General features: G+C 64.7%; 11 protein-coding genes. 1 reads left to right on the top strand and 10 read right to left on the bottom strand.

Annotated features, from left to right (window positions below; genetic code table 11):
• Positions 1 to 2: 2 nt before the first annotated feature.
• The 8 genes from ABDB81_RS22845 to ABDB81_RS22810 form a co-directional block, all read right to left on the bottom strand.
• Entirely contained in the window at positions 3 to 989 is a 987-nt protein-coding gene (locus ABDB81_RS22845) for a tripartite tricarboxylate transporter substrate binding protein (RefSeq protein ID WP_137926882.1), read from the bottom strand.
• Positions 990 to 1,174: 185 nt separating this feature from the next.
• Positions 1,175 to 1,963 carry a class II aldolase/adducin family protein gene (locus ABDB81_RS22840; RefSeq protein WP_160473580.1) on the bottom strand — a complete coding sequence of 263 codons (789 nt, stop codon included), beginning with the start codon at positions 1,961 to 1,963 and terminating at the stop codon, positions 1,175 to 1,177.
• 49 nt (positions 1,964 to 2,012) lie between these two features.
• On the bottom strand, positions 2,013 to 3,221 hold the full coding sequence (gene tcuB, locus ABDB81_RS22835; protein ID WP_346813675.1) for a tricarballylate utilization 4Fe-4S protein TcuB: 1,209 nt from the start codon (positions 3,219 to 3,221) through the stop codon (positions 2,013 to 2,015).
• Positions 3,208 to 4,623, bottom strand: coding sequence for an FAD-dependent tricarballylate dehydrogenase TcuA (gene tcuA / locus ABDB81_RS22830; RefSeq protein ID WP_346813693.1), 1,416 nt, complete (start codon positions 4,621 to 4,623; stop codon positions 3,208 to 3,210). Before tcuA ends, tcuB begins: the two co-directional genes overlap by 14 nt.
• A gap of 215 nt (positions 4,624 to 4,838) precedes the next feature.
• On the bottom strand, positions 4,839 to 5,786 hold the full coding sequence (locus ABDB81_RS22825; protein WP_346813674.1) for a LysR substrate-binding domain-containing protein: 948 nt from the start codon (positions 5,784 to 5,786) through the stop codon (positions 4,839 to 4,841).
• A gap of 124 nt (positions 5,787 to 5,910) precedes the next feature.
• A complete protein-coding gene (locus ABDB81_RS22820) occupies positions 5,911 to 6,624 on the bottom strand; it encodes a 4-carboxy-4-hydroxy-2-oxoadipate aldolase/oxaloacetate decarboxylase (protein ID WP_346813673.1) in 714 nt (237 codons plus the stop codon).
• Positions 6,621 to 7,352: a PIG-L deacetylase family protein gene (locus ABDB81_RS22815; protein ID WP_346813672.1), complete on the bottom strand. Its 732-nt coding sequence runs from the start codon at positions 7,350 to 7,352 to the stop codon at positions 6,621 to 6,623. Before ABDB81_RS22815 ends, ABDB81_RS22820 begins: the two co-directional genes overlap by 4 nt.
• A gap of 52 nt (positions 7,353 to 7,404) precedes the next feature.
• Entirely contained in the window at positions 7,405 to 8,409 is a 1,005-nt protein-coding gene (locus ABDB81_RS22810) for a tripartite tricarboxylate transporter substrate binding protein (protein ID WP_346813671.1), read from the bottom strand.
• Positions 8,410 to 8,514: 105 nt separating this feature from the next.
• Here ABDB81_RS22810 and ABDB81_RS22805 point away from each other — a divergent pair, with 105 nt between their 5' ends.
• Positions 8,515 to 9,396 carry a LysR substrate-binding domain-containing protein gene (locus tag ABDB81_RS22805; protein ID WP_346813670.1) on the top strand — a complete coding sequence of 294 codons (882 nt, stop codon included), beginning with the start codon at positions 8,515 to 8,517 and terminating at the stop codon, positions 9,394 to 9,396.
• Positions 9,397 to 9,479: 83 nt separating this feature from the next.
• Here ABDB81_RS22805 and mdtD read toward each other — a convergent pair whose 3' ends face one another.
• Both mdtD and ABDB81_RS22795 read right to left on the bottom strand, forming a co-directional pair.
• Entirely contained in the window at positions 9,480 to 10,886 is a 1,407-nt protein-coding gene (mdtD, locus tag ABDB81_RS22800) for a multidrug transporter subunit MdtD (RefSeq protein ID WP_137926890.1), read from the bottom strand.
• Between the two features lie 132 nt (positions 10,887 to 11,018).
• A complete protein-coding gene (locus ABDB81_RS22795; protein WP_346813669.1) occupies positions 11,019 to 13,133 on the bottom strand; it encodes a TonB-dependent receptor in 2,115 nt (704 codons plus the stop codon).
• Between the last annotated feature and the right edge of the window lie 171 nt (positions 13,134 to 13,304).

Below are 13,304 nucleotides of genomic sequence, written 5' to 3'. Positions count from 1 at the left end.
GATCAATCCACCGTGGCGCCGGACGCCTTCACCACGGCCTTCCACTTGACGAACTCTGCCCGCGTGAAGTCCCCGAACTGTTTTGGCGTGCCGCCCACGGGATCGGCCCCCTCGCGGATCATCTGCGCCTGCAGGGACGGCAGGATCTCGTTGACCGTCTTGTTCAACCTCGCCACCACCTCGGGCGACGTACCCTTCGGTGCGAAGAAGCCAAACCACGATCCCGCCTCGAACCCCGGAAAGCCCTTCTCCGCGATGGTGGGCAGATCTGGCAGCGAGCGTGACCGCTTGGCGCTGGTCACTGCCAATGCCCGCAGCTTGCCGGCCTGGATATGGGACATGACCGAAGGAATCGTCGCAAACATGAACTGCACCCGGCCGGAGAGCAGGTCGTTAAGCGCATCGGCGCCCTTGTAGGGGATATGCGTGGCCTGCGTGCCCATACGCTCGGTCAGCATGAATCCCGACAGATGCGATGACGTGCCCACGCCGGTAGAGCTGTAGTTGAGCTTGCCGGGATTCGCCTTGGCATAGGCCGCGAATTCTTCGAACGTCTTTACCGGCAGCGACGGATGGACCACCAGCACATTCGGCACATCGGCGATCTGCACCACAGGGACGAGATCGGTCAGCGGGTCGTAGTTGAGCTTCTTGTAAAGCGTCTGGTTGATCGAGATCGGTCCCACCGAGTTCACAAGCAGCGTGTATCCGTCAGCCGGCGCACGCACCACGTACTCGGTGCCGATATTGCCGCCTGCACCGGGCCGGTTGTCCACCACGAACGACTGCTTCAATCGTTGTGCCATCTGCTGGCTGACGCTGCGGGCGAGCATGTCTGTTGTGCCGCCGGCGGTGAAGGCCACTACTACGCGAACGGGCTTGACGGGATAGTCGTCGGCCATGGCAGGCGTGGCCACTGTCACGCCCAGGGCCAGCGCGCAGGCCGTGAGCAATCGGGAATGCAGCGTTGGGGGGACGATTCGATGCATGGTTGTCTCCGTAGAATTTTTTGTTTTGTATTGTTTTGCTCCCCTCTCCCACGCAGTGGGAGAGGGGTTGGGGGAGAGGGCAACGAGGTTCTGCTTGCCGACCTGTCTCAATTTGCACTGCTGGCCCTCTCCCCCGCCTCTCTCCCGCTTGCGGGAGAGGGGAGAAACCGGGAGAAAACCGAGGCTCAATCCCGATATCCCGGGTCCATCCGGTCCAGCTTGCGCAGCAGAGCTGGCCACTCCATCACGCCATAAGGCCGACGCGTGCCGGGCTGGTAGTTGTTCCACGTTTCCTGCAGCACATCGGCGGGCACTTCCTGGAAAGGCGTGTTGCACGACATCGCCGCTACCTGCGAGCGGCAGGCCAGTTCGAGCCGGTGCATCCAGTTGAATGCCTCGCCCACGGTGTTGCCCACGGTCAGCGCGCCGTGGTTGCGCAGGATCAGTGCCTCGCCCCGGCCCAGGTCTTCGATCAGCGATGCCTGCTCGGCGGTGTCGAGCACCACGCCCTGGTAGTCGTGGTAGCCGATCTTCAGGAAGCGCATGGACGTCTGCGTGATTGGCAGCAGTCCGCATGCGAGCGAGGACACCGCCATCGACGCCCAGCTATGGGTGTGGATCACGCAGGCCACTTCGGGGCGCGCATGGTGGACGGCGCTGTGGATTACGTAGCCCGCCTTGTTGATGCCGTAGTTCAGCTCACCGAAGTCAGGCTTCGACAGAATCTTGCCGTCATGGTCCACCTTGATCAGGCATGAGGCGGTGATCTCCTCGTACATCATTCCGTAGGGATTGATCAGGAAGGCATCGTCCTCGTCCGGTACGCGCACGGAGATGTGGTTCGCCATCATGTCGGCCATGCCGTAGAGCTCGACCAGCCGGTAGCAGGCGGCCAGGTCCACGCGCGCCTGCCACTCCGCCTCGCTGCACTGGTCGCGCATCGACGGAATGTTCAGCACACCGGGTTTCGTCATGGGGTGTCTCCTGGATGGGGTTCGATTGGGTATGTTGTTTGCCCGAGATTCAATCCGAGCCGAGGGCAAGGTCAGCCGGCCGGCGTTTCTCGATATGGAACTTGAGCAGCGCAGCACTGCGGAAAATGCCGTGCGCGAACTTGCCATAGGGCAGCGTGGCGAACAGTGCCATCACGATGCCCAGGTGTATGGCCAGCAGCGCGGCCATGGCGCCGGTATCGCGGAAGGCAAGCAGAGCCAGTCCGCTCGCGCTGGTCAGCAACAGCAGCGCGATAAAGCCACGGTCCATCGGCTTCTGCGCAGCGTCCATCGTCTTAGGGTCCCGACGCAGGTTCAGCCAGAGCAGCCCGGCCGGCCCGATCAGCAGACCGATACCGCCTGCAATGCCCAGCAGCACCGGCACGCTCGTGACTGGATATGGCGCGTGGAGATCCAGCAGGTAGTGATACAGCGTAGCCACCGTGGTAGCGGCAAAGCACAGCATGAAGCCGTAGAACGTGAAATGGTGGAAGCGGCGACGCAACAGCGTGAACGCATCGTCATCGTTGTTGCAGCCCTTGCCATGACCGCCATCCAGATACTTGAGCCGCAGCGCATCGTGTGCTGCACCACCGGCCGCCGCACCGTGCGATTCCCCGTCGCGCGTGCCCGGCGTGACCTGCCGCCAGAACCGCGTCACGCCGATACCCAGCGCGAGCATCGCGAACAGGAATACCGCACCGAACATCGCGGCCAGCAGGTTGTGCGGAAAGATCGCGTAGAAGTTGCCGGCCAGCGGCGCATGCCACAGCGAGCCGCGCATGGCCAGCACCATCAGCAGGAACAGCACCAGACCACCGGCCAGCGCCAATGCCACGGTCATACCGGCGCGACGATAGAGTCCGCCGAGCGCCGCCGGGAACGCGAAATCTCCGTAGGTCTGTACGCGCACCTTCGCCATGGCCTGCGGAATGTTGACCGCGAATTCGTGCGGCGGCGCGTACTGGCAGGCGTGATAGCACGCGCCGCAGTTGTGGCAGAGATTGGCAAGGTAGTGGATATCGGCTTTCGGGAACTCCAGCCGGCGCGTCATCGCCGGGAACACGGCGCAGAATCCTTCGCAATAGCGGCATGCGTTGCAGATCTGCAGCGTGCGTGCCACTTCCTCTTCGTCCGCAGTCAGCGGCAGCAGGCCATGGAGTCCACTGGCGCCAATGGTGTCGATGTCGCCGTTGGCCAGCGCCGCCGCCTCGCGCGTCAACGCTTCAAGATGTTGCATAGTCCTTTTCCTGTGATGCCACACCCGTTGCAGCGCGTGCTGCCTGGGTGCCCGCGATCCGGCCGAATGCGGTGCCGATGGCCATGCCCACACCGGCCGTGTAGCCCTTGCCGAGCACGTTGCCGGCCATCATCTCGCCCGCCACGAACAGGTTGTCGCTAGGCTGACCGCCAAAATGCACGGCCGCCTGGTCGTTGACCTTCAAACCCAGGTACGTGAACGTGATGCCGGGCCGCAAGGCATAACCATAGAACGGCGCGGTATCGAGCGGACGCGCCCAGTGCGTCTTGGCCGGGGTCACGCCCTCGGTGTGGCAATCGTCCAGCACGGTGTGATCGAAATTTCCCACGCGGCAGGCGGCGTTGTATTCGCCGATCGTGCGCATGAAAGTGGCCTCGTCCAGCCCGAGCTTGCGGGCGAGTTCGGGCAGCGTGTCGGCCTTGACACCGGGGAACACCGGCGGCATGAAGCGGCCCACGGCCTTGGCGTCGATGATCGAATAGCCGATCTGCTGCGGCTGCTGCGCCACGAGGCGGCCCCAGATGGCGTAACGCTTGGGCCAGAAATCTTCGCCTTCATCGTAGAAGCGCTCGGCATTGGCGTTGAGCACCACGCCCAGCGACACACAATCGATCCGCGTGCAGATACCGCCGTCATAGAGCGGCGCGCGCGCGTCGATGGCCACGCAGTGCGATTGCGACGGATCGCCGATGGCGTCGGCGCCCGCCTCGATCATGTGCTTGAGCAGCACGCCCATGTTGAAACGCGTGCCACGGATCAGGAAGTTGTCGGCCGGCCATTCCCCGCGCTCGTTCTGACCCCAGGCTTCGCGCAGCCATTCACGATTCGATTCGAAGCCACCCGCCGCCAGCACGCAGGCACGCGCCGCAATGCGCTCGTTGCCGATGTACGCCGCGACGAAGCGACCTCCGTCCAGTTCGATGCGATCGACCGGCGCGTTGTAGCGGATCCTCACGCCCAAACGCTCCGCGCTGCGGTAATACGCGTTGACCAGCGCCTTGCCACCACCCATGAAGAACGCATTGGTGCGCGCCACATGCAGCGCGCCCGACAGCGGCGGCTGGAAATTCACGCCATGGCTGCGCATCCAGTCGCGGCAGGTCGATGACGCCCGAATCGCCAGGCGCGCCAGCTTTTCGTCCGTCAGGCCGCCCGTGACCTTGAGCAGGTCCTGCCAGTATTCCTCTTCGGGATAGGCATCGATCAGCACGTCCTGCGGCGCGTCGTGCATGCAGCGCAGGTTACGGGTATGCGAGGAATTGCCGCCACGCCATTCGCGCGGCGCGGATTCGAGCAGCATCACGCTGGCGCCCGCTTCACGGGCCATCAGCGCCGCGCACAGCGCAGCATTGCCGCCGCCGATCACCAGTACATCGATCATCGGCGAACTCATGCGCAAGCATCCTGCCGGCAGGTCTTTTTGAGGAGTGGGAACACGATGTTTCATGCCTTCGTGGGTCTGTGCAGCGACTGTATCCGCGCGACGGATCGCTGCTAAGCCCTTGTCTGGCATGGGGGCATCACGATTTGTGATGGCTGACGGGAGACCGGCAAGTGCTGCCGGGGCCCACTACGCGCCCGAGTAATTCCTGCCTTTCAGGCAACCCCCTCCACCAACCTCGCTCCCCGCCACTCTCCTGATCGCACCAGTCCGCGCGCGATGTCGCCCAGCACTACGCGCAGGGCCAGGGCGGCTGGCGAGAGTTCGTCGTCGGATAGGCTGCAGAGCAGGTTGCGGCGCATGACGGCCGGGTCGTCTATCTGGGCGAGGTGGAAGCGCGTGGCCGCGTCGGGATAGCGGCCCACGGCGGCCCACGGTTGCAGCGTGGCGCCGAAGCCCATGTCGACGGCGTCCATGAGCATGGCCAGGGAATCGACTTCCTGCGTCACGTGCGGCGCCACCTTGGCGCGGGCGAAGGCGGCATCGAGCGTGCTACGCAAGCCGTGTACACCCGTGGGCATGATCAGCGGCACCTCGGCGAGGCCCGCCATCTGGCACAGCGTTGGCGGATCGGCCTTGCCTTGTGGCAGTGCCTGGCGCGACTGGATCAGGAACAGGGTTTCCTCCAGCAGCGGGATGACGGTCCAGCGGCGCGCGGCGTGGGTATCGAACAGCACGGCCAGGTCGAGCTGGCGCGCGTTGAGCATGGCGGTGAGATGGCCGGAAAGGCTTTCGACGACGTGCAGCCGTACGTCGGGATAGCGCTCGCGCATGGCGCGGATCAGCGGCACGCCGATCACCGATGCCGTGGTGGGAGCCAGCCCCACGCTGACGGTTCCGGAGAGCCGGGCCTGATGCGCGGCGCGGCGCGCCTGTTCGGCGTGGCGCAGCGTGAGTTGGGCTTCGTGGAAAAAGGCGAGGCCCGCCTCGGTGGGCGTTACGCCCTGCGGCGTGCGCCGCAGCAGCCGCGTGGCAAGCTCGCCTTCGAGACGGCTGATCTGCTGGCTGACCGCGGACTGCACCATGTCGAGTTCAAGCGCGGCGCGGCTCATGCTGCCGAGTTCCACGACACGCACGAAGTATTGAAGCTGGCGCAGTTCCATCTGTCTCCCCAGGGCTTGGCCGATCCGCCCGGCAACACGGTTACGCAGGCGTTCGGCTTGTCGTTCTGGGGCGTCTTATACCAGATGCAGCGCGGCGAATGGTGCTTCTCGCGCTTTGGTTGCGTCAGGCTTCGTCGGCCCCGCTGTACCAGTCCACGGCCTGATCGGAGTAGACCAACCCCTTGGCGGCAAGTCCCGGGCGCATGTTGTACATGTCGAGTCCGAGTACGCCCGATGCAAGGGTCTCGCGTTTGGCGCCTTCGAGTGCCTCGCGCTCCAACGCCTTGCGCGCCACCTCGCCGGCCTGCGGACGAGCAACCACCACCACGCCATCGTCATCGGCCACGATCACATCGCCGGGCCGCACCTGCGCGCCAGCACAGATCACGGGCACGTTGACCGTGCCCACGGTTTCCTTGACCGCGCCCTGTGCCGAGATCGCGCGCGACCAGACCGGAAAGCCCATCGCGTTGAGCGTGGCAACGTCCCTGCAACCAGAGTCAAGGATCAGACCACGCGCGCCGCGCGCCTTCAGCGACGTGGCCAGCAGATCGCCGAACACGCCATCGGTGCAGTCGCTGGTCAGCGCCACCACCAGCACGTCGCCGGGCTGGATCATCTCCACCGCCACGTGAATCATCCAGTTGTCGCCGGGATGCATCAGCGCCGTCACGGCACTGCCCGCGATGGCCGAGCCCGACTGGATCGGACGCAGGTACGGCTTCATCAGCCCCGTGCGGCGCTGGGCTTCATGCACCGTGGCCACACCGAGCTTGCCAAGCGTCTCGATATCGCGCCCATCGGCGCGCAGGATGTTGCGATAGGCAACCGTTCTCATGCCAACACCTCCGATACTTGCGGAAAGACGCGTGCGTAACCTTCCCCATACTGAATCTTGCGATCCGAGTTGCGCGTGGCCTGCGCGCCGCGCTGCAACGCCACGCGGGTGTAGTACTCCCACAGGTGTTCCTGCGCGGCCATCGTCGTGAACGCGCGCTGCTTCTTCTCCCACACCGAGGAGATATCCAGCAGCACATCGGGCTTCCAGTTGCACTGCTCGGGCTGATGCGGCTCGAACAGGAACACAGGCGGCGCGCCGATCACGGGCACCTCGGGCTTGTAGCCGTGCGCCTGCGCAATGACGCGGGCTTCCTGCGCGACGTGCGTCGCCAGCGGATGGTCGAAGTTGTAGATGTCTTCGCGCGAATGGCTCAACACCAGTTCCGGGCGAATCTCGCGGTAGATATCGGCCAGCCGCAGCAAGGCTTCGTCGGGCACGCGCAGCGGGTAATCGCCAAGGTCGAAGCATTCCAGCGTGCCGCCGAGAATGTCTGCCGCCTTCTGCGCTTCTTCGAGACGCGCCGCCTTCACGCGCTCGATGGTCATGCCGGGCTGGCGCCACATCTTGGCCGATTCACCGCGCTCGCCAAACGAGAGGCACGCGATGCGCACGTGGTAGCCGCGCTCCGCGTACAGCGCGATGGCACCGCCCGCACGCCAGACGAAATCAGCCGCGTGGGCGCTGACGACGAGAATCGAAGGCCGGGTTGAGGTTTGCTCGGACATTGGGGACTTCCAGTTTCAATCGTTGATGCTTGAATGCGGGTCAATCAGGGGCTCAATCAGCGGTGATCCCGGCCTTCTTGATGACGTGTTGCCAGGTGGCCGTCTCGGTCTTCACGAACTGGCCGAACTGCTCGGGCGTGCCGGACACGATGGTCACGCCAAGCTGGTTCAACTGCTTGCGCACCTCGGGGTCAGCCAGCGCCGTATTGGCCGCCGCATTCAGTTGCTTGATGATCGGCGCAGGCGTCTTGGCCGGTGCCACGAGGCCCCACCACACCGACGCCGTGAAGTTCGGCAGCCCTTCCTCCTTAGAGGTCGGCACGTTCGGCAGCAATGCAGAACGGTTGGCGCTCGCCACCGCCAGTGGGCGCAGCGTGCCAGCCTTGATATGCGCCACCACTTCCAGCGGATTGATCGGCATGAACGTGATGCGCTCGCCGATCAGGTCGGTGATAGCCGGGGCGCCACCCTTGTAGGGCACGTGCAGCACATCGATATCGGCGGCGTCCTTGAGCAGTTCGCCGGCGAGGTGACCGGAACTGCCGTTGCCCGCCGACGCATAGTTGAGTTTGCCCGGATGCGCCTTGGCCTGCGCCACGAGTCCCTTCAACGAGGTGATGCTCGACTTGGCTGGCACCACGACCACCAGCGAGGCTTCGCCCACGCGCGCCACCGGCGTGAAATCCGTGGCCGGGTTGAAACTGAGCTTGGGGAACAGCGCGGCGTTCGTGGCCAGGCTGTTCGACGCCATCATGATCGTGTAGCCATCTGCCTGCGCCTTGGCCACGTAGTCGAGGCCGATATTGGTGCTGGCGCCCGGCTTGTTATCGACGACGATGGGCTGCTTGAGCACGACGCTCATGTGCTGGCCCACGGCGCGCGCCACGATGTCCACGGCGCCGCCGGCGGCATACGGCACGACCAGGCGGATCGGCTTGTCAGGATAGGCGTCGGCGTGCGCCACGGCACTCCCCAAAGCCAGCGCCGCCGCCAGCGAAACCAGCATGGGGCGGCTCCCGCCCATTGGAAAACGAATACGAGCGAGCCCGCGCAGCATGGTTGTCTCCTGTGAGTCTTGGTTTAGAACGTGCTCGCATTCTGAGTTCGGGTCGTGATACTGTCCAATACGTTTTCAGATGGCTGGTTATTCCGAATCCCTATCATGGACTTTCGCCAACTCCGTTATTTCGTGGCTGTGGCCGAGGCGCTGAGCTTCAGCGAGGCAGCCCGGCGCCTCCACATCAGCCAGCCGCCACTGAGCGTGCAGATCAAGGCACTTGAGGATGAATTGGGGAGTCCGCTGCTGGAGCGCTCCCGCCACCACGTGGCGCTTACCCCGGCTGGCGAACTGTTCCTGGAGAAAGCGCGCGCCGCGCTGGCCAACCTGGACGAGGCGCGCGAGGTGGTGAAGCAGGTGGCATCCGGCGAGGCTGGCGAGATTCGTGTGGGCTTTACCGCATCGGTGCCGATGCAGGACATGTTCCCGCGCGCCGTTCACGCGTTCCGCGAGGCGCATCGCCATGCACGGCTCGAACTCGTGCATCTGTCCACGGGGCAGCAACTGCAGCAACTGGAACACGGCGAGATCGATATCGCGTTCCTGCGACCTTCCCCTCAATTCCGTCCGCCCGCGAGCATCACCGTGCGCGAGGTGTTAGTGGACCGTCTCGTGGCCGTTCTGCCCGTTGCGCATCCGCTGGCCGCGCAGGATGCCGATATCGATATCAGTGCGCTATCGGCTGAACGTTTCTTGCTGTTCCCGCGCGGACTCGGCTGTGGACTGTTCGATCATGTGACGACGCTGTGCAATCGCGCAGGTTTCGCAGCCAACGTTGCACAGGAAGCGAGGGAAGCCACCACGATCATCGGTCTGGTGGCGAGCGGTGCGGGGGTATCGGTGTTGCCGGAGATTTACTCACGCACCGGGATTCCGGGCGTAGCGTATCGGCCGATCGCGGGGCCGGATGCGGCCAGCCATATCTTGATGGCGCATCGGACGGGGGTGCTGTCGCCGATCATGGGGAGGTTTGTGGGGTATTTTTGACCGCCGACTTTCGCTCGCCACTTGTTTGCTCCCCTCTCCCACAACGTGGGAGAGGGGAGCAAACCAAGAGAGAACGAGGTAAATCAAACCTCTTCCGACGGCTGTGCCTTCGCTGGCACCGCCACCTCCGCGTCCAACTGCATAAAAATCCACGCCGACGCCGACGTAATCAGCCCCACGCACAGGAACGTTGCATGGAAGGCGGGCAACACATCGAAGTGATGCGAGCCGATACCCGCCTGGAACGTCGCGAGCAGCGCCCCGGCTGAGGTCACCGCCAGGCTCATTGCCAGCATCTGCACCATCGACAGCATGCTGTTGCCGCTGCTGGCCGTCACGCCGCTCAGGTCCTTGAGCGTGACCGTGTTCATGGCCGTGAACTGGATCGAATTCACCGCACCGAAGATCGCCAGTTGCAGCAGCGTGAGCGGCAGTGGCAACGTGGGCGAGATCAGCGCAAACGATGCCATCACCAAACCCACCACGAACGTGTTGACCACCAGCACGCGCCGGTAGCCGTAGCGTTCGATCAGCCGCGTCGCCAGGCTCTTCGACGCCATGCCGGCCACCGTCACCGGCACCATCATCAGGCCGGCATTGAGCGGCGAATATCCAAGGCTGATCTGCAGCGTCAAAGGAATCAGGAACGGCATGGCGCCATTGCCGATCCGCGCGAACAGGTTGCCCATCAGCCCTACGCTAAAGGCATGGATACCGAACAACTGGAGCGGAAACAGCGGCATGGTGCTGCGGCGCGCGTGGAACACGTAGGCGGTGAGCGCCGCCATGCTCGCGATCAACAGCATCAGTACCGTGGCGTGCTGGAAGCCCATGCCCGCCAATCCGTCGAGCGAAAAAGACAGCGTCACCATCGCGATGGCCAGGAACGCGTAGCCGGCCACATCGAATCGCCCGATGCCGGGCAGCCGGGCGTTGGGCATGTAGCGGATGGTGGCCAGCGCGCCGATGATGCCCACGGGCACATTGATCAGGAAGATCCAGTGCCAGGAGAAGGTCTGCGTGATCCAGCCGCCAAGCGTCGGACCGATCAGCGGACCGATCATGCCAGGGATGGCCACGAAGCTCAGCGCCTGCAGATACTGCTCGCGCGGAAACGTACGCAGCACCGACAACCGCCCCACCGGCAGCAGCATCGCCCCGCCCGCGCCCTGCACCACGCGCGCGGCGGTCAGGAACGGCAATGTGGGCGCCCACGCGCACAACAGCGATCCCAGCACGAACAGACCGATGGCAATCTGGAAGATCGTGCGCGTGCCGAATTTATCGGCCAGCCAGCCCGACGCCGGAATGATCACCGCCATCGTCAGCGAATACGCGATGATCACCGACTGCATGCGCAGCGGGCTCTCGCCCAGACTGCGCGCCATCGACGGCAACGCGGTGTTGACGATGGTGGAGTCCAGCGTCTGCATGAAGAACCCCACCGCCACCACCCACAGCATGATGCGCAGCTTGGGATCGTGAGGCATGGAAGCAGAATCGACGGGGGGTGTGACGGACGGCATGACGGCTGAGGGCGGGGGCTGCCGGCGTGATGCCGGCCAGAACCGCCACCTTAGGCGCTCGGCACGGCGCTGGCAAGGGGGGCACGATGACCGCTGCTACATCGATGCCCGCAATCCCACGAAGAATCGCCGCCCCGGCGCGGGTTCGTAGTAGCGCCCGTTGGCCTCGTTGACGATGACCGAGCCGATGTAGTGCCGGTCCGCCACGTTGTCGATGCGCCCGAAAACGTAAAGCTGCGTGGCCCCAACCTTGAACGTGTAGCCGGTCTTCAGGTTGACGATGAAATAGCCCGGCGCGGCCTGCGTGTTGAGATCGTCCGCATAGACCCTGCTGTCCGCCTTGGCTTCCACGCCCACCATCCATTGTCCCCACGGCCGGTAGGCCACCTCGGCGCCCAGGCTATGCCGTGCCGTGCCCGGCAACCGGTTGCCCGCCGCCACGGTCGCGCCCTGCGCGTTGACGAACGATTCGCCGAAGTACGCCGACAAATAGGTATAGCCGAGTCCTGCGGTCAGCCGCTGTGCCGCGCCAAACGCGCCGCGCCAGCCGAGTTCCAGTCCGCGCCGGCGCACGCCGTCCACGTTCTGGTAGACCGTGCGGCCGTTGTCGTTGGATTGCGGCACCACCTCCGAATGACTATCTGCATCGAACAGCGCCACGTCCACCCGCTGGCCGCCCGACTGCCACTTCATGCCGATCTCGCCCTGCCGGCTGGTGGATGCCTGCAACCCCAGGTTCGCGCCCGTGCCGCCAGGGCCATAGGCCACCTCCGTCAGCGTGGGCGTCTCGAAGCCACGCCCGAGGTTGGCGTAGACATTCAGTGTTTCATGCGCATGCCAGACGGCGCCGAGCACCGGACTGACGTTGTGGTACGTGGACGTGCCGCTGTCGTCAGGGCTGGCTGCCGTGATGTAGTGATCGTCGATCCGCAGCCGCACCATGCTGGCACGCACGCCGCCAACGATTTCCCACGCTGGATGCACGGTCCAGTTGAACTGGGCGAAAGCCCCATAGTCTGCCGCTTCATCAGTCTCGTCACGACGCAGCGCGCCCTGCTGGCCGTTGTTGTTGACGTAGCCATGGCGGGCATCGCGCATGCCATTTGCCTCGATACCGGCCGTCCATTGCAGCGGCAGCCCGTTGGCCGTGGTCTTGCGCGACCACGACAAGGCACCGCCGCCGTAAGTACGATCGAGATCGACGATGCCACCCGCCGAGGTCGGCGCCGCGCCACTGAACCCGAGCCGCTGGGTCAGTTGCCGACCGCCGCCATAGAGCCGGAAGTTCAGGTTGTCCTGCTCCGTCAGTCGATGCTCGACCACCACACCGGCCTGCGTCTGCTCCACATCCTTGCCGGTATTGAACTGCGTGGCGGCGGCAATCGACTGGCGCGGATTGGCTTCGGCCTGCGCGCGGGTGAGCCCGAGTGGGTCTTCGGCCAGCGGCTGGCTGAAGTAATTGAACTGGCCGGTGATCTTCGTGGATGTGGTCGGCTGCGCCACGATCTTGGCGTTGAGTTGATAACGGCGCGCCGCGCTGTGATCGCGATAGCCATCGGTCTGGTAGGTCCACGCATCGAGCGTGGCACCGAGCTTCTCATTGCCGCCGCCCAGCATCACACCGGCCTGCCACTGTCCATCGGAACCAAACCCGGTGGAGGCGCGCCCGGTGAAGCCGGACTTCGGCGGATCGGGCGTAAAGACCTGCACCACTCCGCCCGACGCATTGCCATACATCTGCGCGAACGGTCCGCGCAGGATTTCCACACGGCTGGCATTGGCGAGGTCGAACGTGGACGCCTGCCCTTGCCCGTCCGGCATCGTGGCCGGGATGCCATCGACAAACAGCCGCACCCCGCGCACGCCGAAGGTAGAGCGGCTGCCAAACCCGCGCACGGCAATCTGCAGATCCTGCGAATAGTTCTGGCGGTCGCGCACGGCAATGCCGGGGCTGGTCAGCGTCAGCTCGGACAGGCTGACCAGCGGCGACGTGGCCGTGAAGGGATTGACCGGAATGCTGTCGATGGCGGCGGGCGCATCGAAGCGGCGCTGCTCGGCGCGGTTGGCGCTGACCACCACATCGGGGAGCGTGGTCTCGTCGGCCCCGGCTGGCAACGACAGCGTGGACAGGACGATGGCGGGCGGCAGGAGCCAGCCCTTCAGCGCAAACGAGACAGACAACGAAAGCGGGGACCTGCCGGTAGCGTGCATGGGGCGCGTTCCGCAAAGTGGAAACCCGAGGGAATGCTTTCTTGCGCGCCAGGCTCTCGACAGGACTGTGACCCCCGGCGCGTGGCGCATAGTCTACCGGCACTTGCCTCGCCTGCGCCGTCGGGCAAACGCTGACATGCGACATGCGCACGACGTCTGGCGATGCTACCC

Origin of the sequence: Cupriavidus sp. DL-D2 (assembly GCF_039710735.1) — a bacterium.
Classification (GTDB): Bacteria; Pseudomonadota; Gammaproteobacteria; order Burkholderiales; family Burkholderiaceae; genus Cupriavidus.
The sequence above is the reverse complement of the archived record's forward strand: the minus strand, read 5'-3'. Positions and strand labels throughout refer to the sequence as shown.